This is a genomic window from Nitratireductor sp. ATLC21 (assembly GCF_057196525.1).
The window spans coordinates 440,903-465,009 of sequence record NZ_JBXUOU010000001.1 but is presented as its reverse complement, the minus strand read 5'-3'; the positions used below and the strand labels follow the sequence as shown (position 1 = coordinate 465,009).

Annotated in this window: 20 protein-coding genes and 1 tRNA gene; 19 read left to right on the top strand and 2 right to left on the bottom strand. The window is 59.4% G+C overall.

All coding sequences use genetic code 11. From position 1 onward, the window contains the following. The first annotated feature begins 10 nt into the window (after positions 1-10). The 17 genes from AC2CHD_RS02305 (at position 11) to AC2CHD_RS02225 (ending at position 17,436) form a co-directional block, all read left to right on the top strand. Entirely contained in the window at positions 11-805 is a 795-nt protein-coding gene (locus AC2CHD_RS02305; protein ID WP_484552463.1) for a transglutaminase family protein, read from the top strand. 35 nt (positions 806-840) lie between these two features. Next, positions 841-1,569, top strand: coding sequence for a proteasome-type protease (locus AC2CHD_RS02300; protein WP_229446846.1), 729 nt, complete (start codon positions 841-843; stop codon positions 1,567-1,569). A gap of 121 nt (positions 1,570-1,690) precedes the next feature. Beyond that, the gene (locus AC2CHD_RS02295; protein WP_229446847.1) at positions 1,691-1,870 is read left to right on the top strand and encodes a hypothetical protein; all 180 of its coding nucleotides are present in this window, start codon (positions 1,691-1,693) and stop codon (positions 1,868-1,870) included. Positions 1,871-2,059: 189 nt separating this feature from the next. Beyond that, entirely contained in the window at positions 2,060-2,833 is a 774-nt protein-coding gene (locus AC2CHD_RS02290; protein ID WP_484552462.1) for a DeoR/GlpR family DNA-binding transcription regulator, read from the top strand. 66 nt (positions 2,834-2,899) lie between these two features. Beyond that, on the top strand, positions 2,900-4,495 hold the full coding sequence (gene glpD / locus AC2CHD_RS02285) for a glycerol-3-phosphate dehydrogenase (protein WP_484552461.1): 1,596 nt from the start codon (positions 2,900-2,902) through the stop codon (positions 4,493-4,495). After that, on the top strand, positions 4,488-5,570 hold the full coding sequence (locus AC2CHD_RS02280; RefSeq protein ID WP_484552460.1) for an ABC transporter ATP-binding protein: 1,083 nt from the start codon (positions 4,488-4,490) through the stop codon (positions 5,568-5,570). Before glpD ends, AC2CHD_RS02280 begins: the two co-directional genes overlap by 8 nt. Before the next feature lie 9 nt (positions 5,571-5,579). Further along, entirely contained in the window at positions 5,580-6,671 is a 1,092-nt protein-coding gene (locus AC2CHD_RS02275; RefSeq protein WP_484552459.1) for an ABC transporter ATP-binding protein, read from the top strand. Then, positions 6,668-7,531, top strand: coding sequence for a carbohydrate ABC transporter permease (locus AC2CHD_RS02270; protein WP_484552458.1), 864 nt, complete (start codon positions 6,668-6,670; stop codon positions 7,529-7,531). Before AC2CHD_RS02275 ends, AC2CHD_RS02270 begins: the two co-directional genes overlap by 4 nt. After that, entirely contained in the window at positions 7,528-8,328 is an 801-nt protein-coding gene (locus AC2CHD_RS02265; RefSeq protein ID WP_229446853.1) for a carbohydrate ABC transporter permease, read from the top strand. Before AC2CHD_RS02270 ends, AC2CHD_RS02265 begins: the two co-directional genes overlap by 4 nt. Before the next feature lie 10 nt (positions 8,329-8,338). Then, positions 8,339-8,632: a DUF2160 domain-containing protein gene (locus AC2CHD_RS02260; protein WP_007009573.1), complete on the top strand. Its 294-nt coding sequence runs from the start codon at positions 8,339-8,341 to the stop codon at positions 8,630-8,632. A gap of 127 nt (positions 8,633-8,759) precedes the next feature. Then, positions 8,760-10,490, top strand: a complete 1,731-nt coding sequence (locus AC2CHD_RS02255; protein ID WP_229446854.1) for an ABC transporter substrate-binding protein — start codon at positions 8,760-8,762, stop codon at positions 10,488-10,490. Positions 10,491-10,589: 99 nt separating this feature from the next. After that, positions 10,590-12,083 (top strand): glycerol kinase GlpK, encoded by a 1,494-nt coding sequence (glpK, locus tag AC2CHD_RS02250; RefSeq protein ID WP_484552457.1) that lies wholly within the window; start codon positions 10,590-10,592, stop codon positions 12,081-12,083. Positions 12,084-12,214: 131 nt separating this feature from the next. After that, positions 12,215-12,290 (top strand) — tRNA-Lys (locus AC2CHD_RS02245). Positions 12,291-12,458: 168 nt separating this feature from the next. Next, a complete protein-coding gene (locus AC2CHD_RS02240; protein WP_484552456.1) occupies positions 12,459-13,217 on the top strand; it encodes a cytochrome c biogenesis CcdA family protein in 759 nt (252 codons plus the stop codon). 72 nt (positions 13,218-13,289) lie between these two features. Then, positions 13,290-14,651 (top strand): bifunctional UDP-N-acetylglucosamine diphosphorylase/glucosamine-1-phosphate N-acetyltransferase GlmU, encoded by a 1,362-nt coding sequence (gene glmU, locus AC2CHD_RS02235; RefSeq protein WP_484552455.1) that lies wholly within the window; start codon positions 13,290-13,292, stop codon positions 14,649-14,651. A gap of 135 nt (positions 14,652-14,786) precedes the next feature. After that, positions 14,787-16,610: a glutamine--fructose-6-phosphate transaminase (isomerizing) gene (glmS, locus tag AC2CHD_RS02230; RefSeq protein WP_484552454.1), complete on the top strand. Its 1,824-nt coding sequence runs from the start codon at positions 14,787-14,789 to the stop codon at positions 16,608-16,610. Positions 16,611-16,731: 121 nt separating this feature from the next. After that, on the top strand, positions 16,732-17,436 hold the full coding sequence (locus AC2CHD_RS02225; protein ID WP_229448023.1) for a DUF502 domain-containing protein: 705 nt from the start codon (positions 16,732-16,734) through the stop codon (positions 17,434-17,436). On the opposite strand, the gene recG is transcribed toward AC2CHD_RS02225, so the two are convergent. Further along, complete coding sequence (gene recG, locus AC2CHD_RS02220; protein WP_484552453.1) at positions 17,388-19,496, bottom strand: ATP-dependent DNA helicase RecG; 2,109 nt, start codon at positions 19,494-19,496, stop codon at positions 17,388-17,390. The genes AC2CHD_RS02225 and recG overlap by 49 nt on opposite strands. 107 nt (positions 19,497-19,603) lie before the next feature. On the opposite strand from recG, the gene AC2CHD_RS02215 reads away from it, so the two are divergent. Beyond that, entirely contained in the window at positions 19,604-19,882 is a 279-nt protein-coding gene (locus AC2CHD_RS02215; protein WP_229446860.1) for a succinate dehydrogenase assembly factor 2, read from the top strand. A 12-nt stretch (positions 19,883-19,894) separates the two neighbouring features. After that, on the top strand, positions 19,895-23,398 hold the full coding sequence (gene mfd, locus AC2CHD_RS02210; RefSeq protein ID WP_484552452.1) for a transcription-repair coupling factor: 3,504 nt from the start codon (positions 19,895-19,897) through the stop codon (positions 23,396-23,398). 27 nt (positions 23,399-23,425) lie between these two features. Here mfd and AC2CHD_RS02205 read toward each other — a convergent pair whose 3' ends face one another. Further along, positions 23,426-24,103: a DsbA family oxidoreductase gene (locus tag AC2CHD_RS02205; protein ID WP_484552451.1), complete on the bottom strand. Its 678-nt coding sequence runs from the start codon at positions 24,101-24,103 to the stop codon at positions 23,426-23,428. Positions 24,104-24,107 lie beyond the last annotated feature (4 nt).

The window sequence follows — 24,107 nt, the reverse complement described above, 5'->3', positions numbered from 1 at the left end:
GGGCAATCCGATGCGTCTGAAAATCACTCACCGGACAGAATACCGCTATGATGCCCCTCTTTCCTATGCGTTGCAGCGCCTTCGGCTGTGCCCTCAAAGCGGCCCGACCCAGGACGTTGTGGAGTGGTCGTTGAAGACAGAAGGCGCGACTGAGGAAGCACAATTCATCGATGGCTTCGGCAACGACACGCGTCTGGTGAGTATAGATGGCGAACCGCACACGATCGTTCTTTTAGCATCGGGCATCGTGGAAACCCGTGACACCGCGGGGGTCACGGGCAAGCATCAGGGGCTCGCTCCGTTATGGCTTTTTGAGCAGCAGACCCCACTTTGTACGGCTGGTCGCGGGATAGCAGCGTTGGTGCGCGACATTACAGGCGCCGCTGATGTGGAGCGATTGCATGCCCTGATGAATGAAGTGCGCGAGCGCGTCGCCTATCGGATCGGCGCCACGGACGCGGCCACGACGGCGGAAGAGGCGCTCGCAAACGGTGAGGGGGTCTGCCAGGATCACACCCACATCTTCCTGGCATCTGCGCGACTGATGGGCTTTCCCGCGCGATATGTGAGCGGATACCTGCGGATGGATGACAGTGATGATCAGGCTGCGAGCCATGCTTGGGCCGAAGCGCATCTGGAAGGGCTGGGCTGGGTTGCCTTTGATTGCTCCAACGGCATTTCGGCGGATGATCGGTATGTCCGCGTGGCCACGGGGCGTGACTACCGCGATGCGATGCCTGTGATGGGGATCAGGATCGGTCACGCTCAGGAAGAGCTTGCGGTTCAGATCACGGTGGAGCAGTAGTCTTTCAGAACGAATCTTTATGAGGCACGGTCCAGATGACCTATTGCGTCGGGCTGAAAACGCAGCATGGCCTGGTGTTCATGTCGGACACGCGGACAAATGCCGGCGTGGACAACATTTCCACCTTTCGCAAAATGCATTGCTGGCAAAAGCCGGATGATCGCGTTCTGGTGCTGCTTTCGGCTGGCAATTTGGCAACCACACAAGCCGTGGTCAGCCTGCTTGACGAGCGCACCAAGGCGCCGGATGAGCGAACCCCGTCCATGATTGAAACGCCATCCATGTATCAGGCGGCCCGCCTGGTCGGTGATACGGTGAAGGAAGTTATCCGTCAGTCGGCGCCCGTCGGACAGAGTGCTGACGCTTTTGGCGCCTCCTTCATCCTTGGTGGCCAGATCCGCGGCATGGCACCGCGCCTGTTCCTGATCTACCCGGAGGGGAATTTCATTGAGGTGAGCGCCGATACGCCGTTCTTCCAGATTGGCGAGACCAAATATGGCAAACCCATTCTGGTGCGTGCGTTCGATCCGGCCATGAGCCTGGAGGAAACGGTGAAGCTTCTGTTGGTTTCCTTCGATTCCACGCTGAAGTCCAATTTGTCCGTCGGCCTGCCAATCGATCTTTTATACTATGAGAACGACACGTTCCGCATCGGCTACGAAAAGCGCATCGAAGCCGACGATCCCTATCTGCGGGAAATCTCGGAGGGCTGGTCCGACGCGTTGAAGAGGGCTTTCAAGAGTCTTCCTGACTTCAAGCGCTAGGGGATCATGCTACCCGGCTCACATCGTTGCGCGCTACAGATCGCAAGGTCTCATGCCTCTCTCAGTCTGACTGCCGAGATCCGATAGGTACCATCGGCCTGTTGTTTCACTGTGAGGCTTCATGGCTTTTGCCGTTCGGGTCGGTCGTCAGCAGGTGCAAGACAACGGTTGTCCTTTGATCGAAGATTGCGCTGCGCGGATTTCTGCTTCGCCTGCGAAAGCGAAAAAAGGCGCAAGCAGCACCAGCGCGATAGTCGATAACGCGGTTTTCGTGGTGTGGTTCTCCCTTTTCTGCGCCTGACCACCTCTGTTCCTTCAGACAATCCGCATTTTTGGTCCGGTTTGAAGTCACGAGACGCGCGCGGGAATGGTTTGCCGCGTGATGTCGGCCGCGATGACGGCAAGGTGTTTGGCAGGTGCTGGAACCGAGGAGAGCTTGCTCGATTTTCGTTTTTGCATTTAAATGCCAAAAACGAACATTGAGATCATCATGAACCCTTCCTTCCTGACGCCACGGCTGGCCGAAATCCTCGAGCAGGCGAAGGAGCATGGCCGCGTCCTCGTCGATGATCTGGCCGAGCATTTCGGTGTGACGCCGCAGACGATACGGCGTGATCTCAACGAGCTTTGCGATCGGCGCCTTCTGACCCGGATCCATGGCGGGGCTCTGTTGCCTTCCGGCATAGAAAATATGGAGTATGAAGCGCGGCGTAAAATCGCTTCGGAAGAAAAGCGCGCAATCGGACAGGCTGCGGCGCGGATCATCCCCGACAGGGCGTCGCTTTTTGTGAATATCGGCACGACCACTGAGGCGGTGAGTGACGCTTTGCTCGATCATGAAGGTCTCATGGTGATCACCAATAATATCAATGTTGCCAATCGGATGAGGGTTTTTCCTTCCTTTGAGGTGATCATTGCAGGTGGTGTGGTGCGCGGGTCGGATGGCGGGATCGTCGGCGAGGCCGCGGTGGACTTCATCCGTCAGTTCAAGGTCGACTACGCAGTCATTGGTGTCTCTTCCATCGACCCCGATGGTGCGCTCTATGATTTCGATTTTCGCGAGGTGAAGGTGGCGCAGGCCATCATCGCCAATGCGCGTCACGTGATCCTGGTGTCGGATTCCACCAAGTTTGAGCGCGGTGCGCCGGTCCGGATCGGACACTTATCCCAAGTCGACACGTTCATCACGGACCATTGCCCGCTGCCGGCGATGCGGGCGCTCTGCGAGGAGGCGGGTGTCCGGTTGATCGAGACGGAATGTTAACGAATGTTGATTTTCGTTTGACATTCATTTTTCTTTCGAAATAATTCCTTTATCTCCAAGGCAGGAATGTTTCCTGTGATCCCAGAGGCAGGGGAGAAACGCGTGCCCGCTTCCAAGTCCACCAGTTCCAGGATTTTCGACGTGTTCGTCATTGGTGGCGGAATCAATGGATGCGGCATAGCGCGTGACGCTGTCGGGCGTGGATACTCCGTATTTTTGGCGGAGATGAACGACCTGGCGAGCGGCACATCCTCCGGATCGACCAAGCTCATCCATGGTGGCCTGCGCTATCTGGAATATTATGAGTTCCGTCTCGTTCGCGAGGCGCTCATGGAGCGCGAGATCCTGTGGCGCAACGCGCCGCATATCATTTGGCCCATGCGTTTCGTTCTGCCGCTTCACAAGGGTCTCCGCCCAGCCTGGCTCGTCCGGCTCGGGCTTTTCATTTACGATCATATCGGTGGGAGGAAACTGCTTCCCAAGACACGCACGCTCGACATGCGCACCGACCCCGCCGGCAAACCGCTCAAAGGTTCCTACCGCCGCGCGTTCGAATACTCCGATTGCTGGGTCAACGATGCCCGCTTTGTCGTGCTCAATGCCCGAGACGCCGCCGACCGAGGAGCAGATGTGCGGGTGCGCACTCGGGTCACCTCGGCTAAAGACGAAAAAGGGATCTGGAAAATTGGTATCCAGAATCTTTTGACCGGTGAGACCGAGACCGTGCGGGCGCGCTATCTCGTCAATGCAGCTGGGCCCTGGGTGGATCACGTCATTTCGGGCGTGCTTGGTCAGAACGATGTTCAAAACGTGCGTCTGGTGAAGGGAAGTCATATCGTCGTCCGGAGCAAGTTCGACGATCCGCGCGCTTATTTCTTTCAAAACTCGGATGGACGGATCATTTTCGCCATACCCTATGAGAATGATTTCACGCTGATCGGCACCACCGATCAGGATTATGATGGCGATCCGAAGGAAGTCGCGATCAGCGACAGCGAGATCGACTATCTGTGTGCGGCCGCCAGCGAATATTTCGTCGAACCGGTGCGCCGCGATGATATTGTGTGGACCTATTCAGGTGTGCGCCCGCTGTTCGATGACGGCGCCTCTAAAGCGCAGGAAGCCACCCGGGACTATGTTCTGAAATCGGAAACCGGGCGGGGCGGGGCGCCCATGGTGCATGTGTTCGGCGGCAAGATAACGACCTATCGCAAGCTGGCTGAATCGGCGCTGGAGAAAATCGCCGAATCCATCGGCGCAAAAGGTCGACCATGGACCCACTCGGCCACGCTACCGGGTGGCGAGTTCGCTTTTGACGGTTATGAAGCGCAGGTAGAAGCGCTGCTGCGCGACTACGCGTTTCTCGATCGCCATCACGCGGCCCGGCTGGTCAGGCTTTACGGCCTCTGTGCCCGAGAGATTCTCGGGAATGCTCAATCGCCGGGCGATCTCGGGCGGCATTTCGGTGTCGATCTTTACGAAGCTGAACTGCGCTATTTGACCGCTCGTGAATGGGCAGTCACCGGGGAAGACGTGCTTTGGCGCAGAACCAAGCGCGGTTTGCGGCTGACGCCGGAGGAGGCGGCAGAGGTCGACGATTTCATGCGTGATATTTCGGGAATGCAAGACCAGGCGGCCAACGCTGGGGGAGGACATGCTTGAACTGCGCAAGGTTTCAAAGGTCGTTTCCGGCGAAACGCATATAGATGATGTTTCGCTGCGGCTGGAGCCGGGCTCACTCAATGTGCTGCTCGGACCGACGCTTGCCGGCAAAACCAGCCTGATGCGGCTCATGGCCGGGCTCGATCGACCCACATCCGGCAGCGTGTGGATGGAAGGAGAGGATGTTACCGGCATTCCCGTCCAGAAGCGCAGCGTTGCCATGGTCTATCAGCAATTTATCAATTATCCGGCGATGACCGTTTACGAAAACATCGCCTCGCCGCTACGGGTCGCTGGCACAGAAAAGCGGGTCATCGAGGAAAAGGTCCGGCAGGCGGCAGAGCTTCTGCACCTGACACCGCATCTGGAGCGTACCCCGCTGGAACTTTCCGGCGGACAGCAGCAACGCACTGCTCTGGCCCGCGCCATGGTCAAGGAAGCACGCCTCGTGCTTCTGGATGAACCGCTCGCCAATCTGGATTACAAGCTGCGCGAGGAATTGCGGGCAGAACTGCCCAAGATCTTTGCCGCTTCGGGCGCGATCTTCGTCTATGCCACCACAGAGCCGAGTGAAGCGTTGCTTCTGGGGGGCAACACGGCAACGCTCAGCCGGGGACGCCTCACGCAGTTCGGGCCAACCATCGACGTGTTCCGCAAGCCGGTCGATCTCGTGACAGCGCGCACCTTTTCCGATCCGCCCCTGAACACGGTTTCGGTGGAAAAGGCAGCCGGGCAGTTCGTACTCGACAAAACCGTCCAATTGCCTGTGCCGCAGGGGCTCGAGAGCGCGCCGGACGGTTCCTACACGCTTGGTTTCCAGCCGCACCACCTTTCTCTTGCGCCACGTGAGGCCAGTGCGGTTTCTGTCCGCGCCACCGTGTCGGTGACGGAGATCACCGGATCAGAGAGCTTCGTCCATCTCGACTTCGCGGGGCACCGCTGGGTGATGCTGGAAGAGGGGATTCATCGGCTCGACGTAGGCGAAGCCGTCGAGGTCTTCATCGACACCCGCCACATGCTGGTGTTCGACGATGCAAGCCGGCGTGTCACGATCGGCGAAAGCCGGGCTGCATAGGAGGCGGGAATGGCGCGAATTGATCTGAACAACATCCGCCACGCCTATCTGCCCAATCCTGCGAGTGATGATGATTACGCACTGAAGCGGGTCCACCACACGTTTGACGATGGCGGCGCCTATGCGCTGCTTGGCCCGTCGGGCTGCGGCAAGACCACGCTTTTGAACATCATTTCAGGGCTCCTGCGGCCGACCGAAGGCCAGATCCTCTTCGATGGAAAAAATGTCACTGACCTCTCAACCGAAGACCGGAACATCGCGCAGGTGTTTCAGTTTCCGGTCGTCTACGACACGATGACGGTCTACCAGAATCTTGCCTTTCCCCTGCGCAATCGCGGCGTGGCGGCCGACGAGATCGATCGGCGCGTGCGTGAAACACTCGAAATGATCGATCTGGCGGAACGGGCCGACCAGAAAGCCAAGGGACTGACCGCTGACGACAAGCAGAAGATCGCGCTCGGCCGTGGGCTGGTGCGCTCCGATGTCAGCGCCATTCTCTTCGACGAACCGCTCACTGTTATCGATCCGCACATGAAATGGGTGCTGCGCTCGCAATTGAAGGAGCTCCACCGGCGCTTTGCCTTTACCATGGTCTATGTGACCCACGACCAGACCGAGGCGCTGACCTTTGCCGATCAGGTCGTGGTAATGAATGAAGGCGAAATCGTTCAGATCGGAACGCCTGAAGAGCTTTTCGAACGCCCCAACCACACCTTTGTCGGCTATTTCATCGGCTCTCCGGGCATGAATGTCCTTCCTGTGCGGATCGACGGGCAGGGTGCACACATCGGTTCCCACGCCATCTCACTTGACGGGCAGTTGCCGGGAAACGGCGATGCCAGGATGGAGCTCGGTGTGCGTCCCGAATATGTCCGGATTGGCGAGAAGGGCATACCCGCGCAGATCCTGCGCGTGGAGGATACCGGTCGCCGAAAGATCGTTCATGCGACCGTCGAGGGACAGCCCATTGCCGCGATTGTTGCGGAAGGAACGGCTCTGCCGAGCGAACCGCGCATCAGTTTCGATCCGGCAGGCATAAATCTCTATGCGGATTCATGGCGTGTTGCCCCGGTCTCCGCGCGTCAGGGGGGAGCGACATGACCAAGACATGGAACAACCGCGCCTGGTTTCTCGTCCTGCCGGTCCTTCTGCTGGTGGCCTTCAACGCCATCATTCCGTTGATGACGGTTGTGAACTACTCGGTTCAGGAAACCTTCGGCAACAATCTGTTCTTCTTCGAGGGAACGAAATGGTATGAGGATGTGCTCACCTCCGACCGTTTTCACGCCTCGCTTTTCCGGCAGTTTCTGTTCACCGGGATCATTCTTCTGATCGAGGTTCCGCTTGGTGTCGCCATCGCTCTCACCATGCCCCGTTCCGGCCCCTGGGTGTCGGTCTGTCTCGTTTTGATGGCACTGCCGCTGCTCATCCCGTGGAATGTGGTCGGCGCCATGTGGAACATCATGGCCCTGCCGGATATCGGCCTTCTGGGCTATGGGCTCAATGCACTCGGCATCCCCTACAACTTCACGCGTCAGCCCATCTCCGCATGGTTCACCGTGGTGTTGATGGATGTCTGGCACTGGACATCTCTCGTTGTGCTGCTTGCCTATGCGGGCCTGCGTTCCATTCCCGAAGCCTATTACCAGGCTGCCAGGATCGATGGTGCATCGCGCTGGTCGGTGTTTCGCTACATCCAGTTGCCCAAGATGAACCGCGTTCTGACGATCGCAATTCTCCTGCGCTTCATGGATTCCTTCATGATCTACACCGAGCCTTTCGTCTTGACCGGAGGCGGGCCGGGCAATGCCACGACCTTCCTGTCCATCGATCTGGTGAAGGCGGCTCTGGGCGAATTCAATCTCGGCATCGCAGCAGCCATGAGCATCATCTACTTCCTGATGACGCTCATGGTGAGCTGGATCTTCTACACGCTGATGACCCGGGGAGAAGACCAATGAGAGTGACCCGCTGGCTTGTTCCAACGCTCTACATCATCTTCCTGCTCCTGCCGATCTACTGGCTCGTGAACATGTCCTTCAAGACGACCAACGAGATCCTCGGCGGCTTCAGCCCATGGCCGAAAAACTTCACCATCGACAGCTATGTGGAGATCCTCACCAATCCGGTCTGGTACAACGGTTACATTAGCTCTATCAGTTATGTCCTTATAAACACAGTGATTTCGGTCGCCTTTGCACTGCCTGCCGCCTATGCGTTCTCACGCTATCGTTTTCTCGGCGACAAGCACCTGTTCTTCTGGCTCCTGACCAACCGGATGGCGCCGCCGGCGGTCTTTGCCTTGCCGTTCTACCAGCTCTATTCCGCCGTCGGCCTGTTCGATACACCGTGGGCCGTGGCGCTCGCGCATTGCCTGTTCAACATCCCGCTGGCGGTCTGGATCCTCGAAGGCTTCATGTCCGGTGTGCCCAAGGAGATCGATGAAACAGCCTATATCGACGGCTATTCGTTTCCGCGGTTCTTCGTGAAGATCTTCATGCCGCTCATTGCGTCGGGCATCGGTGTCACGGCCTTCTTCTGCTTCATGTTCTCATGGGTGGAGCTGCTTCTGGCCAAGACGCTGACCTCTGTCGCTGCCAAGCCGATCGCCGCCGTCATGACCCGCACGGCGAGCACATCTGGCTACGAGCTGGGGCTTCTGGCGGCTGCCGGGGTTTTGACCATTATCCCGGGTGCCATCGTGATCTGGTTCGTGCGCAATTACATCGCCAAGGGCTTTGCCCTCGGGCGCGTCTAGGGAGGACTTCATGCCCCATTGGCTTGATCTCACATGGATGGCCTGGACGTGGCAGACGGCCACATTCTTCCTCGTCATCTTCGCGCTTCTGTGCGCCATGACCGTCTGGGAATGGGCGAGCCCCGGCGGAGGGCCGCGGCACGGGATTCTCGGTCTCGATACCACGCGGGGAGACCGTCTTTTCATCTCGTTGCTCGGCAGCGCCTTTATCCATCTGGGGTGGCTGGGGCTGACCGATATGCCGCTTTGGGGCGGCACGATTTTGTCTTTGATCTATGCCTATGCGGTGTTCCGCTGGGTGTAGGTTCCAGACAAAGCAAAGCGGGATGCAAAGCGTCCCGCAAACCGGCGGTCAAGAGCTCCCAAATGGGCTCATTGAGCGTCAAACCACATTCATCGAATGAGTGTGGAAACAGGAGGAGGAGTTTGAAATGAAAGCGCATTTGAAGACTTCTGTCGCAGCGCTTGCCCTGCTCTGGCTGCCCGGCCAGGCCATGGCAGACATGGCGGCTGCGGAAAAGTGGATCGACAGTGAGTTCCAGCCTTCCTCTCTCAGCCGTGAGGAGCAGCTGGCCGAAATGGAATGGTTCATTAAGGCAGCGGAACCGTTTCAGGGAATGGAGATCAACGTTCTCTCCGAAACCATACCGACACATTCCTATGAATCCGAAACCCTGACCAAGGCATTTCAGGAGATCACGGGCATCAAGGTGAACCACCAGCTTCTGGGAGAAGGCGAGGTGGTGCAGGCTGTACAGACCCAGATGCAGACCAACCGCAATCTCTATGACGCCTATGTCAACGATGCCGATCTGGTGGGCACGCATTCGCGCCTGCAAAGTGCAGTCAACCTTACCGACTGGATGGAAGGTGAAGGTGCAGACGTCACGTCTCCGACCCTCGATCTTGAGGATTTCATCGGCGTCGCCTCTGCTACCGGACCGGACGGCAAGCTCTGGCAACTGCCGGACCAGCAGTTTGCCAACCTCTACTGGTTCCGAAAGGACTGGTTTGATCGCCCTGAAATCAAAGAGAAATTCAAGGAGAAATACGGTTACGAGCTAGGCGTTCCAGTCAACTGGTCGGCCTATGAGGATATCGCCGACTTCTTCACCAATGACGTGAAGGAGATCGATGGTGTTCGCGTCTATGGTCATATGGACTACGGCAAGCGCGCACCGGATCTCGGCTGGCGCATGACGGACGCCTGGCTCTCCATGGCCGGTGCTGGCTCCAAGGGGCTGCCCAATGGCCGCCCGATCGATGAATGGGGCATCCGCATGGAGGAGGGGTCGTGCAATCCTGCCGGCGCTTCCGTCACTCGAGGTGGTGCTGCCAATGGACCTGCCGCCGTCTACGCCATCCGCAAATGGGATGAGTGGCTGCGCCAGTATGCGCCTCCAGGTGCCGCCGATCTCGACTTCTATCAGTCGCTGCCGGCGCTCAGCCAGGGCAATGTCGCCCAGCAGATATTCTGGTACACCGCCTTCACCGCCGATATGGTCAAGCCGAAAAGCGAGGGCAACAACACCGTCGATGACGAAGGCAATCTGCTCTGGAAGATGGCACCGTCACCGCATGGGCCCTACTGGGAAGAGGGCATGAAGCTCGGTTATCAGGATGTGGGCTCCTGGACGCTGTTCAAATCCACGCCTGTGGATCGCCGCAAGGCGGCCTGGCTCTACGCCCAGTTCGTCACCTCGAAAACGGTCGACGTGAAGAAGAGCCATGTCGGTCTCACGATCATTCGCGATTCCACGGTGAATCACGAATCCTTCACCGAGCGCTCTCCGAAGCTCGGCGGTCTCGTGGAGTTCTATCGCTCGCCGGACCGGGTTCTGTGGACGGACACGGGCGTCAATGTGCCGGACTATCCAAAGCTCGCCCAGATCTGGTGGCAGCAGATCGGCGACGTGAACTCCGGCGCGTTCACCCCGCAGGAGGCGATGGATCGTCTGGCCGGTGAAATGGATATCACCATGGCCCGCATGCAGGCAGCGGACGAAAGCGCCAATGTCTATGGCGGTTGCGGTCCGCGCTTGAATGAGGAAAAGGATCCGTCCGAGTGGATCGGCAAGGGCGGCGCTAAAGCCAAACTCGAAAACGAAAAGCCCCAGGGCGAAACCATCGTTTACGAGGAAATCGTCAAGCGCTGGCAGTAAGGCCGGTTGCAACATGCCTGAATGGCATCAAAATGGACGGGGAGCCGGCAAGCCCGGTTCCCCGTTTGGCAAACGATTTCTGACCGATCCGGAGGACCAATGAGCGGTTATGTATTGGCGATAGACCAGGGCACGACATCCAGCAGGACCATCCTGTTCGACGCTTCAATGCAGCCGGTGGCGACCGGGCAAAAGGAATTTCAGCAGCACTATCCGAATTCGGGCTGGGTGGAACACGATCCCGAAGACATCTGGAAGGGAGTGGTGTCGACCGCGCGCAGCGCCCTGCGTAAGGCGAAGCTGAAAGCAGCCGATTTGGCAGCCATCGGCATCACCAATCAGCGCGAAACCATCGTCGTGTGGGAGCGCGATACCGGCAAGCCCATCCACAACGCAATCGTCTGGCAGGACCGTCGCACCGCCCCCATGTGCGAAAAGCTGAAGGCGGAAGGGCTGGAAAAAACCTTTACGGCAAAAACCGGCCTGCTTCTCGATCCCTATTTTTCCGGAACCAAACTCGCCTGGATCCTCGATGAGGTGAAAGGCGCGCGCGAGCGGGCAGAGAAGGGGGAACTCCTTGCCGGCACCATCGACACGTTTCTGATCTGGCGCCTGACCGGCGGCAAGGCGCATGTCACGGATGCCACGAATGCCTCGCGCACGCTTCTTTATAATATCGAGACCAATGAATGGGATGACGAACTCCTGAAAATCCTGCGCGTGCCGAAAACCCTCTTGCCTGAGGTGAAGGACAGCGCCGCAGATTTCGGTGTCACCGAGAAAAAGCTTTTTGGCACGGCAATTCCTCTACTTGGCGTAGCCGGCGATCAGCAGGCAGCCGTGATCGGTCAGGCCTGTTTCGAACCGGGCATGCTCAAGGCCACCTATGGCACGGGATGTTTTGCCGTGCTCAACACGGGTCAGACGATGGTGTCCTCCAAAAACCGTCTTCTTACGACCATCGCCTACCGGCTCGACGGGGTGACAACCTACGCGCTTGAAGGCTCGATCTTTGTCGCTGGTGCAGCCGTTCAATGGCTGCGCGACGGCTTGAAGATCATCGGCAAGGCTGCCGATTCGGGCGCCCTGGCGGAGAAAGCCGATCCCACCCAGCAGCTCTATCTCGTGCCCGCCTTTGTCGGGCTTGGCGCCCCACACTGGGATGCGGAAGCGCGGGGAGCGATCTATGGCCTCACACGCAATTCGGGCCCGGCAGAATTCGCGCGCGCCACGCTCGAATCGGTCGCATACCAGACACGCGACCTGCTTGATGCCATGCGCAAGGACTGGCACGACGGGGAAAACGACACGGTGCTGCGGGTCGATGGCGGTATGGTTGCCAGCGACTGGATGCTGCAATTCCTGGCCGACATGCTCGACGCGCCGGTCGACCGGCCGACTCAGCTCGAAACCACGGCGCTGGGCGCTGCCTGGCTTGCGGGATCGCGGGCCGGCGTCTGGCCCAGCGCCGAGGAATTCGCTGCCGGTTGGAAGCTCGACCGTCAGTTTTGTCCTTCGATTGACGCAGCCGAACGTGACCGCAAGCTTCATGGCTGGCGCGACGCCATTCGCCGGACCCTCAGTTCATCGTGAAAGCCTTGTGTAGAAGGGGCTTTGAAAGATGAATAAAAAAGTCGGGCGAAAGACGCTTTTTTGCGGTTGACCGGCGATAAGCGCCTCTCTATGTTCCGCCGCAATTTCCGGGGTTCGGAAGAACCCACCGGGAGCGCGTAGCTCAGTTGGTAGAGCAACTGACTTTTAATCAGTAGGTCCAGGGTTCGAGCCCCTGCGCGCTCACCATATTTCTGCTCCATCCAGATAAGACAAAATTCTCGTGTCTCGATGTGTTCACGGGCATTCATCGCGACGGTATGCCACGCAAAGGTGATTGGCGTGTGCGGGTGCGTCTGCTTATAGGGAAGGCGCATTCAAAGACGCGCGGTTTGCGCTTTCAGTTTGAGACGAAGCATGGCGATTGATGTCGGATATTTAAGCGCGGCGGGTGCTGGAGCACTATCATTTCTGTCTCCCTGCGTGTTGCCGCTTGTTCCGCCTTATCTGTGCTACATGGCCGGCGTTTCGGTTGAGCAGTTCCAGGGTGAGGGGGCAAGCGAAGCCAGTTCGTCCTCCACGAGCACCACGCGCTTTGCGCTCTTCTCGGCATCTCTTTCCTTCGTGCTTGGCTTCACCACGGTCTTTGTGCTCTTGGGGGCCGGCGCGTCGACCATTGGCGCCGTCTTGCGGACATGGCAGCAGGAACTCGCCATCGCGGCAGGCATCGTCATCATCTTCATGGGGCTCAACTTCCTTGGCGTGGTGCGCATCCCCTTCCTGTCGCGGGAGGCGCGCATTCAGGCGGGCGGAAAGCCAGCCACGAGAATTGGTGCTTACGTAATGGGGCTCGCCTTCGCCTTCGGATGGACGCCGTGCATCGGCCCGGTGCTCGGCCCGATCCTGACACTGGCCGGAGGGCGCGAGACCGTGGCTGATGGCGCATTGCTTCTGGCGGTGTATTCGCTGGGCCTTGGTGTGCCCTTTCTTCTCGCAGCGCTTTTCTCGGGAAGCTTCATGCGCTTCCTTTCCCGCTTCCGCATGCATCTGGGGCGCGTCGAAAAGGTGATGGGCGGTTTGCTCGTCCTGGCCGGTGTCCTTTTCTTAACCGGCGGCATGCAATCCATGGCGTTCTGGCTTCTTGAGACCTTTCCGGCCCTTGGCAAACTCGGTTGAGAGCGGATTGGTGCCGTAAGGGCAGGATGCTAGAAAAGACGAATCGTCAGAAAGCATTACGGGCATCAATCCATGAGCGAACGCACCTGCCTTTCGGTTATCCTCGCAGCGGGCGAGGGCACGCGCATGAAAAGCGCAACGCCCAAGGTGCTGCACAAGATTGCCGGCCTGGAGATGCTTGGCCATGTAACACGGGCACTCGATGCAGCCGGTGCCGGTGACATGGCGCTGGTTGTGGGCCATGGCGCCGAGGCGGTGTCCCGTGCAGCCGAGGGCTTTGCTCCCGGTGCCGAGACATTCGTTCAATCGGAGCGGCTGGGCACTGGTCACGCGGTGCTGGCAGCACGCGCTGCAATTGCCCGTGGATATGACGATGTTCTCGTCTCCTTTGGCGACACGCCGCTTATTTCGCTCGAGGCTCTTAAGGCGCTGCGCGCAGGCCTTTCCGAAGGCGCACACGTCGTCGTCATGGGGTTTCGCACTGAGCGGCCTTCTGGCTATGGGCGGCTGATCGAAGATGGCGAGGCGCTGGTTGCCATCCGTGAGGAGAAGGACTGCACCGATGAAGAGCGCCGCATCACCTTCTGCAATGGCGGAGCAATGGGGATTGCCGGCAGCCAGGCGCTGGAGCTGCTCGAAGCCATCGGCAATGACAACGCCAAGGGTGAATACTACCTGACGGACATCGTCGAGATCGCAACCGCCCGAGGGCTCAAGGTGCGCGCCATCGAGGCCGATTATGAAAGCGCGCTCGGCATCAACAACCGAGCCGAACTCGCAGCCGCGGAAGCCATCTGGCAACAGCGCCGCCGAAACGCGGTGATGCTTGACGGCGTGACCCTCATCGCACCGGAAACCGTGTATTTTTCGCATGATACCGTTATCGGTCGCGATACGATCATCGAGCCCAATGTCTTCTTCGGTCCCGGTGTGACAATTGGAGAAAACGTCACCCTCAGGGCAAATTCGCATCTTGAGGAGGCGCGTGTCGACGCGGGCGCCTCAGTCGGCCCCTTCGCGAGACTGCGCCCGGGTGCCGAAATCATGGACGGCGCGAAGGTCGGAAACTTCGTAGAGATCAAGAAGGCGCGTGTGGAGCCGGGTGCCAAGGTCCCGCACCTTTCCTATGTGGGCGATGCACGGGTGGGAGCAGGAGCCAATCTCGGTGCCGGCACCATCACCTGTAACTATGACGGTTTCTCAAAACATTTCACCGATATCGAGCCTGGCGCGTTTGTCGGAACCAATTCGTCTCTGGTTGCACCGGTCACCATCGGGGCGGGCGCCTATGTGGCATCCGGTAGCGTGATCACCGAGTCCGTGCCTGCCGACGCCTTGGCTTTCGGCCGTGCCAGACAGTCCAATCGGGAGGGGCTCGGAAAACGCCTGCGCGACCGGCTGGCGGCGCTTAAGGCCCGCCGTTCGAGTAGCTGAAGCAGGGGCGTCAAAACGGCCGTACCGGCTTGATACGAAGTGAAAGACTTGTTGATTTTCATCCCCTTCTTCCGCGACCTAGAAGAATTGCGTGAATCGGGGATCGATTGTTTGGTGGGAGGCTGAGACAGCCATATGTGTGGAATTGTTGGCATTGTCGGGCAGACGCCGGTGGCGCCGCTCATCGTCGACGCGCTGAAGCGGCTTGAGTATCGCGGATATGATTCAGCCGGTGTTGCAACCCTGGATAATGGCAGGCTCGATCGACGCCGTGCCGAGGGCAAGCTGGTAAACCTTGAGAAGAGGCTGGGGGAGGATCCCCTTGGCGGCTTGATTGGCATCGGCCACACGCGCTGGGCAACCCACGGTGTTCCCAACGAAACCAACGCGCATCCGCATTTCGCCGGCGACGTGGCCGTCGTCCACAACGGCATCATCGAAAATTTCGCTGAATTGCGCGATGAATTGAAAGCCGGTGGTGTTTCGTTTTCCTCACAGACCGATACGGAAGTCGTCGCACATCTCGTTGCGAACGAACTGAAGAAGGGATCTGCTCCCCGGGATGCGGCTTTCGCGGCGCTGAAGCGTCTGCGCGGTGCCTTTGCCCTGGCGATCCTGTTCCGCGGTGATGAGGACATGATCGTCGGTGCTCGCAATGGCCCGCCGCTTGCGGTCGGCCACGGTGAGGGAGAGATGTATCTTGGATCCGACGCCATCGCGCTCGCACCGTTCACGAACACGATCACCTATCTGGAAGACGGCGACTGGGTGATCGTGCGGCGTGGGGGCATGGAGATCTTTGGCATGGATGGCCGGCCGGTCGAACGCGCACGGCAACAGTCCGTTGGCACCAGTCTGCTTGTCGACAAGGGTAACCATCGCCATTTCATGGAAAAGGAAATCCATGAACAGCCGGAGGTCATTTCCCACACGCTCGCCCATTATCTCAATTTCGCTGAGGGCGGAGTGGCGGAATTCGATCTGCCCTTCGACTTTGCGAAGATCGAGCGTCTGGCGATTTCAGCCTGCGGCACGGCCTACCTGGCCGGGTTGATCGGCAAATACTGGCTGGAGCGCTATGCACGTCTGCCGGTCGATATCGATATTGCCTCCGAGTTCCGCTATCGCGAAATGCCAATGCCGAAGAACAGCGCGGCACTGTTCATTTCTCAGTCCGGCGAAACGGCCGACACACTGGCCTCGCTGCGCTATTGCCGCGGAGAGCGGATCCCTATCTCGGCTATCGTCAATGTGCGGGAATCGACTATCGCGCGCGAAAGCGATGGCATTTTCCCCACGCTCGCCGGCCCGGAAATCGGTGTTGCCTCCACCAAGGCATTCACCTGTCAGCTCAGTGTCCTTGCGGCACTGACGCTCCGGGCTGCCAAGGCGCGCGGTACCATCTCCGCAGACGAAGAAAAGGCGCTTGTGCGGCAGCTTTCGGAAGCGCCGCGGTTTGCGTCCCAGGCGCTGAAATTGAACGCCAGCGTAGAGAAGGTCGCACGCGAACTCTCGCATGTGCGTCATGTGCTCTATCTCGGCCGCGACACGAACTATCCGTTGGCGCTGGAAGGCGCGCTGAAGCTCAAGGAAATCTCCTACATTCACGCCGAAGGTTACGCCGCCGGCGAACTAAAACATGGTCCCATCGCGCTCATCGATGAGCAGATGCCGGTGATCGTGATCGCCCCGCATGATCGCATATTCGAGAAAACCGTCTCGAACATGCAGGAGGTCGCCGCACGTGGCGGGCGGATTATCCTGATCACGGACGAAAAGGGCGCGAAGAATGCAACGCTTGACACGCTGGAGACGGTGGTTCTGCCGGATGTTCCGGAGTTCGTTGCCCCAATCATCTACGCTTTGCCGATCCAGATGCTTGCCTACCACACGGCCGTCATCATGGGGACGGATGTGGACCAGCCCCGCAATCTGGCAAAATCCGTTACGGTCGAATAGCAAGCACGGGGCTGTCATATGGCGGCCCGAATTCCTATTCTATTGTTCAGCCTGGTGGCGTAATGTCCACCGGGCTGTTCTTCCTTAATCCATCACATTCGAGGCCCGTTTCCGCATCATGATGACTCGTCTGCGCAACTATTTTCTCACGGGCTTTATTGTCACAGCGCCACTGGCCATCACCGCCTATCTCGCCTGGTCAATGATCGGCTGGGTGGATTCCTGGGTCAAACCCTACATTCCCTTCCGATATAACCCTGACAATTATCTTCCATTTGCGGTTCCGGGTTTCGGGTTGATTGTCGCCCTCGTCCTGATCACGCTGATCGGGTTTCTTACAGCGAATTTCATTGGGCGCACCATCATCGCCACCGGCGAGAAAATCCTCGGACGCATGCCGCTGGTTCGCAGCGTCTACCGAGGTCTCAAGCAAATCCTTGAGACCGTGCTTTCGGAAAGATCGGACACCTTCAAGAAGGTTGGCCTCATCGAATACCCTCGAAAGGGACTTTGGGCGCTTGTCTTCATCGCCACCGAAACGCGAGGCGAGGTCCAGGCGAAGATCGATGACGATATGGGGCAGACAATCGCGGTCTTCCTGCCGACCACACCCAATCCGACTTCCGGTTACCTCTTATTCGTCCCTAAAAAGGATGTGATAGAACTCAAAATGACGGTGGAGGAGGGAGCCAAGCTTGTCATTTCGGCTGGTCTTGTGGCGCCGGAATACCAGGCAAAGACAGAGGCGCTTGCCGCCGAGGCGAAGGCGAAATCCGCTCAGCCCGCCCGCAACAAGCGAATCGCCTCATCGCGCCCGAACAAATAAAGGAGAAGCCTAAGCGCTTCGCCACGTGGGGATTGCAGATCTGGATCGCGTGACAGGATCAGGCGCGCATCGTCGCGCGCGGCCTGCAGAAGGTCCAGATGGGCCTCGATCCGGGCGACCCGAAACCCCGGCGTCCCCGACTGTTTTGTTCCCAGAAGATCGCCTTCACCGCGCAATTTGAGGTCTTCCTCCGCGATGACGAACCCATCTTCGGTGTCGCGCATCACTTCCAGCCTGCGCGTTGCCGTCTCACCGAGCGGCCCCTTGTAGACGAGCACGCAGGAGGAGGCGAGCGCACCGCGCCCCACACGCCCTCGCAACTGATGCAATTGCGCCAAGCCGAATCGTTCGGCGTGTTCGATCACGATGATTGTCGCATCGGGCACATCCACACCCACCTCAACCACTGTGGTGCCGACAAGAATGCGCGTTCGCCCGTCCTTGAAGGCACGCATTGCCTCGTCCTTGTCCGCTCCCTTCATGCGCCCATGAATGAGACCGACCTTGTCTCCAAAGACCTTTTGAAGCGAAGCATGACGGTCTTCCGCCGACATCAGTTCAAGCTCTTCGGATTCTTCCACGAGCGGGCAGATCCAATAGACCTTCTGTCCTTCCGACAACGCTTTTTTTATCCGGTTCACCAGTTGCGGCAGGCGCTCGACCGGCAGTGTAACGGTGCGGATCGGCTGGCGACCGGCGGGTTTTTCGGTGAGGCGCGACACATCCATGTCGCCGAAGGCGGAGAGCACGAGCGTGCGCGGGATCGGCGTTGCTGTCATGACAAGCATGTCGGGCGCATTCCCTTTGGCCGTCATCGCAAGGCGTTGATGCACGCCGAAACGGTGTTGCTCGTCGACAACAGCAAGCGCCAGATCACGGAACTCGACCGTTTCCTGAAAGAGCGCATGGGTGCCGATCACAAAATCGGCCGCACCCGTCGCAATCTCCTCGAGAATGCGCTGGCGCTCCCGACCCTTTTCACGTCCGGTCAGGACCGCAACGCGCAGCCCGGCGGCCTCCGCCAGCGGCGTGATGGTCGCTGCATGCTGACGGGCGAGAATTTCCGTGGGTGCCATAAGGGCCGACTGTCCGCCTGCTTCGGCGGCGCGGGCCATAGCCAGGAGCGCCACCACGGTCTTGCCGGCTCCCACGTCACCCTGCAGGAGGCGCACCATGCGCTCTTCGCCTGCGAGATCCTCGAGGATATCAACTACGGCATTTTCCTGCGCGACAGTCAGCGAATAAGGCAGTGCTTGACGGATCTTTTTCTCAAAACGCCCGTCACCCTGGAGGGGCCGGCCAGACAGGCGCTTGACCTTTGCACGCACGAGCGCGAGTGAAAGCTGGCCGGCGAGAAACTCGTCATAGGCGATGCGCCGCCAGGCGGCGCTTTCGGGCTGAATGTCCTCTGGTGCCTGCGGATCGTGAAGCCTTTTGAGGGCGGCATTGAAGGGCGGCATCCGGTTTCGTGATAGAAAGCTCTCGTCCTGCCATTCAGGCAGATCCGGCAGGCGCTCCAGCGCTTGTGAAATGGCGCGGCGCAACACTTTTGCCGAAAGGCCGGCTGTCAGCGGGTACACCGGCTCCAGCATCGGCAGCGTGTGGGCTTCTGCTTCCGGGACAACGAAATCAGGATGCACCATGGAGGCGCGGCCATTGAACCATTCCATCTTGCCGCTCACCAAGACCCTTTCCCCTTCGGGAAGAATTTTCTCGATCCATGGCGCGCGTGCATGGAAGAAGGTGAGGGCGATCTCGCCAGTCTCGTCGAATGCGAAAACCCGGTAGGGAACATTTCTGCGGCCGGGCGGAGAGGGGAGATGGCGCCCCACTGTCAAATCGAGTGTGACGATCGACCCTTCCGGTGCGTTGGCGATGCCGGGGCGGCTGCGCCGATCAATCAGCGAATGCGGCAGCACGAAGAGCAGGTCGCCCACGCGAAGTTCACGCCCTGTCCCGTCGCCCGGAGCTATGTTCGCCAGAAGGTCGGCAAGTTTGGCTCCAACGCCATCGAGCGCAGTCACAGGAGCAAAAAGGGGATCGAGCAGTGTAGGACGCATCCTGTCATGATTAAGGGCCAAATTCGCCGACGCAAGGCTGACAGACGCTCATGCACACGCTATATCCGCCCGGGCGACCGACCGCTGCAGAGCATGAAAGCAAAACCATGACAGGTACCACCCGTTCCAGCCACGATCTCGATCCACGCCGCCGCCGAGCACTCGTGCGTTCCTGGCGCCGTGGCATGCGCGAGATGGATCTTGTGCTGGGTGGCTTTGCCGATGCCGAGATCGATCGGCTCAGCGACCAGGAAATGACTCAGTTCGAAGCGATTTTGAATGTGCCGGATACCAATCTCTTCAAGTGGGTCACGGGCGAACTTCCGGTGCCGCCGGATTATGATACGCCGTTGTGGAGTCGCATTATCGCATCGCAGGGACGCTGAGGCACGACGTCGATGACACTCATCAATGCTTTGAATCTCCCGCGCGCGGGGGTCGGCGCCGTTACCGTCGATGGAGTTGCCGATGGGTTTGAAGCATTCGCCCTGGCCGCCGCGGCGAGAGAGGTGGCACCCGACGGTCCGATCATCTTTGTGTTGCGCGACGGGCAGCGTCTACCGTCGCTCGTCGACACGCTTCGGTTCGTGGATCCCGGTCTGCCGGTTCTTGATCTTCCGGCGTGGGATTGTCTTCCCTATGATCGCGTATCGCCCGGGGCGGATGCAGCCGCGCGCAGGCTTGCCGCCATGAGCGCAATGGCGGAACTGCGTGCGAATCCCCACCGCGCGGCAGTGATTGTCAGCGCCAATGCGCTGTTGCAGCGTATGCCGCCGGCAGACCAGATCGGCGCGCAGGGCTTTTTCGCCCGGCCCGGTAATCAGGTGGACATGACGGCGCTGACGGCGCGGCTTGAAACCAGCGGGTTCGAGCGCGTTTCCACCGTGCGCGACGTGGGCGAGTACGCGGTGCGCGGCGGCATTCTGGATCTCTTCGCACCCGGTTGGGACGAAGCGTTGCGTCTCGATTTCTTTGGCGACACGCTCGAATCGATCCGCGCTTTTGACATCGCTACCCAGCGCACCACCGGCCAGCGCAAGGAAGTTTCGCTCCAGGCCATGAGCGAGATCACACTGTCTCCCGAGGTGATAAGCCGGTTTCGCCGAAACTATATCGAAACGTTCGGCGCTCCCTCACGCGATGACGCGCTTTACAGCGCAGTGAGCGAGGGGCGGCGTTTTGCCGGAATGGAGCACTGGCTGCCGCTGTTCCACGAGCGGCTTGACAGCGTGCTCGATTATCTGCCCGACGCGCCGCTTGTATTCGACCACCTTGCCGAAGAAGCGCTGGGCGAACGGCATGCGCTGATTGTCGATCACTATGAGGCCCGCCGTACGCAGATGGAGGGCACCGAGCTCGGCGGGGCCGTGCCCTATAAGCCAGTGTCACCCGAGACGCTCTATCTCGATCCGAAGGAAATCAATGCAGCCGCAGCTGCACGGCGCGTGATCCATTTTACGCCCTTTGCCACGCCAGAGACCACCAAGGCGCGCATCTATCATGCGGGTGCTGTTGCCGGGCGCAACTTTGCCGAGGAGCGTGCCGACCCCAAAGCCAATGTATTCGATCACGCCGTCAAGCACATTGGAGCGTTACGCGCCAATGGCAAGCGTGTGTTGATCGCGGGATGGAGCGAAGGCTCTGCCGAAAGGCTGTCCCAGATCCTTGCCGAGCACAATCTTGGCAATGTGGCCCGCATCGACACGCTGGGGGAACTGGAGAAACTTCCGCCTGAAAAGGCAGGCATCGGTGTCTTGCCGCTGGAAGCTGGCTTTGAAACGCCCGTCCTTGCCGTGATCGGTGAACAGGACATTCTGGGTGACCGCCTGGTCCGACGGGCCAAGAAGCGCAAGAAAGCTTCGGACTTCATCTCTGAGGTGGCAGCACTTTCGGCAGGAGACATCGTCGTACATGCCGATCATGGCATTGGCCGTTTTGTGGGTCTCAAGACCATTGAAGCCATGGGCGCGCCGCATGACTGTCTGGAGCTGCGGTATGCGGGTGATGACCGGCTGTTCCTGCCGGTCGAGAATATCGAGCTTCTGTCCCGCTACGGGTCTGATGGTCCCGACACCATGCTCGACAAGCTGGGCGGTGTGGCCTGGCAGTCGCGCAAGGCCAAGCTCAAGAAGAAGCTTTTGGAGATGGCGGGTCATCTGATCCGCATCGCCGCTGAGCGCGAGATGAGTCCCGGTGTCAGGCTTGCTCCGCCGGAAGGGCTTTACGGCGAGTTCGCCGCGCGTTTTCCCTACGAGGAGACGGATGATCAGCAGGCGGCCATTGACGCCGTCATTGACGATCTGGGTTCGGGCCGTCCTATGGACCGTCTGATCTGCGGCGACGTCGGCTTCGGCAAGACGGAAGTCGCGCTGCGCGCAGCGTTCGTGGCTGCGATGGAGGGGCTGCAGGTTGCCGTTGTCGTACCAACGACACTGCTTGCTCGCCAGCATTTCAAGACGTTCCGCGACCGATTTGCAGGGCTGCCGCTGCGTGTGCGTCAGGCCTCGCGCCTTGTCGGTTCGAAGGAGCTTTCTGAGACCAAGAAAGGCATTGCCGACGGTACGGTCGACATTGTTGTGGGCACGCATGCGCTTCTGGGCGGCTCGATCTCGTTCAAGAATCTCGGTCTTCTCATCATCGATGAGGAGCAGCATTTTGGCGTCAAGCACAAGGAGCGGCTGAAGGAGCTGAAGTCCGATATCCACGTGCTCACCCTTTCGGCGACACCGATCCCGCGCACCCTGCAACTGGCACTGACGGGCGTGCGCGAGCTTTCGCTCATCACCACGGCACCCGTGGACCGCATGGCGGTGCGCAGCTTCATCTCGCCGGTCGACCCGCTGGTGATACGCGAGACGCTTTTGCGCGAGCGTTATCGTGGCGGCCAGAGCTTCTATGTCGTCCCGCGCATTTCGGATCTGGCGGAGGTGCGCGCATTCCTCGAAGAACATGTGCCGGAACTGAAAGTGGCCACCGCTCATGGGCAGTTGCCGCCGGGCGAACTCGACGACATCATGAACGCCTTCTATGACGGGCAATATGATGTTCTCCTGTCCACCACGATTGTGGAATCAGGCCTCGACATCCCCACGGCCAACACCCTGATCGTACACCGCGCCGATATCTTCGGTCTTTCGCAGCTCTATCAGCTGCGTGGACGCGTGGGGCGCTCCAAGGTGCGGGCCTATGCGCTCTTCACCCTGCCGCCGAACCGGACGCTTACATCGACTGCGGAGCGGCGGCTCAAGGTGCTCCAGTCGCTCGATACGCTTGGCGCAGGCTTCCAGCTTGCAAGCCACGATCTCGACATTCGCGGCGCCGGCAACATTTTGGGCGAAGAACAGTCCGGTCATGTCAAGGAAGTTGGCTACGAACTTTACCAGCAAATGCTGGAAGAAGCGGTTGCCGAACTGAAGGGATCGGACGAGGCGGTCGATACCGGCTGGTCGCCGCAGATCACGGTCGGTACCGCCGTCATGATCCCCGAATCCTATGTTTCCGACCTGCAGTTGCGGCTCGGCCTCTATCGCCGCATCGCGGAACTGGAAACGCCGGAAGAGATCGACGCCTTCGGCGCGGAGTTGATCGACCGTTTCGGGCCGCTTCCGCAGGAGGTGGAACACCTCTTAAAGATCGTTTTCATCAAGGCGCTGTGCCGAAAGGCCAATGTGGAAAAGCTCGACGCCGGCCCCAAGGGCGCGGTGGTGCATTTCCGCAATCAGGAATTCCCCGAGCCCGTGGGGCTCGTGCGCTTTATTGGCGAACAGGGTTCACTGGCAAAAATCCGGCCCGACCACAGCATCGTGTTCATTCGTGACTGGGCGACACCGGAAAAACGCCTCGCCGGCTCCGCCGTCATCATGACGCAGCTTGTGCGGCTGGTCGAGAAAAAGGCGGCCTGAACACTCAAGCCGCCTTTGCCGGGCTCTTTACGCCTGGTCCTGGTCAAGCGTTCCTTCGGCCTTGGCTTGCGCCACCTGACGAATCGCGTCGGCAAGCGTGGCCGGCTCCTGAGCGCCGACCACCGCATAGCGGCCTTCAAGAAGAAAGCAGGGCACGCCCGTCACCCCCATTTGCTGTGCGGTGGCGATTTCCTGTTCCACCTCTGCCTTGTCGGCATCGGTTGCCAACAGTGTTTCGACCACGGCAGCATCCATGCCCGCATCCCGTGCAGCCTGAACGAGCACAGCGGAATTGCCGATATCCGCGCCTTCCTCGAAATAGAGCGCGAAAAGGCGTCCAACCAGCAGATCCTGTACACCAGGTTCGGCGGTTGCCGCCCAGCGGATCACCCGATGTGCGTTGAGCGTGTTCGGAGAGATATCAATGGCTTCGAAATTGAAATCGATCCCTTCCGCCGCACCGAGAGTGCTGATTTGCTCATGCATCTGGCGGATGCGTTCCTCATCGCCGAATTTTTCGGTCAGATAAGCTTTTCGGCTCTTGCCGTCGGGCGGAATGGTGGGGTCGAGCTGGAAAGGGCGCCAGCGTATATCGACCGCCAGGTCCGCAACGGTTTCAAGTGCTTTTTGCAGGCGCGCGCGCCCCACATAACACCAGGGGCAGACAACGTCGGACACGACGTCGACAGTCACGATAAGAGACATGGTT

Bases quoted from the DNA above. Each gene is read 5' to 3' on its own strand.
- AC2CHD_RS02305 (WP_484552463.1), top strand. From the start codon at position 11: ATGCGTCTGAAAATCACTCACCGGACAGAATACCGCTATGATGCCCCT.
- AC2CHD_RS02300 (WP_229446846.1), top strand. From the start codon at position 841: ATGACCTATTGCGTCGGGCTGAAAACGCAGCATGGCCTGGTGTTCATG.
- AC2CHD_RS02295 (WP_229446847.1), top strand. From the start codon at position 1,691: ATGGCTTTTGCCGTTCGGGTCGGTCGTCAGCAGGTGCAAGACAACGGT.
- AC2CHD_RS02290 (WP_484552462.1), top strand. From the start codon at position 2,060: ATGAACCCTTCCTTCCTGACGCCACGGCTGGCCGAAATCCTCGAGCAG.
- glpD (WP_484552461.1), top strand. From the start codon at position 2,900: ATGTTTCCTGTGATCCCAGAGGCAGGGGAGAAACGCGTGCCCGCTTCC.
- AC2CHD_RS02280 (WP_484552460.1), top strand. From the start codon at position 4,488: ATGCTTGAACTGCGCAAGGTTTCAAAGGTCGTTTCCGGCGAAACGCAT.
- AC2CHD_RS02275 (WP_484552459.1), top strand. From the start codon at position 5,580: ATGGCGCGAATTGATCTGAACAACATCCGCCACGCCTATCTGCCCAAT.
- AC2CHD_RS02270 (WP_484552458.1), top strand. From the start codon at position 6,668: ATGACCAAGACATGGAACAACCGCGCCTGGTTTCTCGTCCTGCCGGTC.
- AC2CHD_RS02265 (WP_229446853.1), top strand. From the start codon at position 7,528: ATGAGAGTGACCCGCTGGCTTGTTCCAACGCTCTACATCATCTTCCTG.
- AC2CHD_RS02260 (WP_007009573.1), top strand. From the start codon at position 8,339: ATGCCCCATTGGCTTGATCTCACATGGATGGCCTGGACGTGGCAGACG.
- AC2CHD_RS02255 (WP_229446854.1), top strand. From the start codon at position 8,760: ATGAAAGCGCATTTGAAGACTTCTGTCGCAGCGCTTGCCCTGCTCTGG.
- glpK (WP_484552457.1), top strand. From the start codon at position 10,590: ATGAGCGGTTATGTATTGGCGATAGACCAGGGCACGACATCCAGCAGG.
- AC2CHD_RS02240 (WP_484552456.1), top strand. From the start codon at position 12,459: ATGGCGATTGATGTCGGATATTTAAGCGCGGCGGGTGCTGGAGCACTA.
- glmU (WP_484552455.1), top strand. From the start codon at position 13,290: ATGAGCGAACGCACCTGCCTTTCGGTTATCCTCGCAGCGGGCGAGGGC.
- glmS (WP_484552454.1), top strand. From the start codon at position 14,787: ATGTGTGGAATTGTTGGCATTGTCGGGCAGACGCCGGTGGCGCCGCTC.
- AC2CHD_RS02225 (WP_229448023.1), top strand. From the start codon at position 16,732: ATGACTCGTCTGCGCAACTATTTTCTCACGGGCTTTATTGTCACAGCG.
- recG (WP_484552453.1), bottom strand. From the start codon at position 19,496: ATGCGTCCTACACTGCTCGATCCCCTTTTTGCTCCTGTGACTGCGCTC.
- AC2CHD_RS02215 (WP_229446860.1), top strand. From the start codon at position 19,604: ATGACAGGTACCACCCGTTCCAGCCACGATCTCGATCCACGCCGCCGC.
- mfd (WP_484552452.1), top strand. From the start codon at position 19,895: ATGACACTCATCAATGCTTTGAATCTCCCGCGCGCGGGGGTCGGCGCC.
- AC2CHD_RS02205 (WP_484552451.1), bottom strand. From the start codon at position 24,103: ATGTCTCTTATCGTGACTGTCGACGTCGTGTCCGACGTTGTCTGCCCC.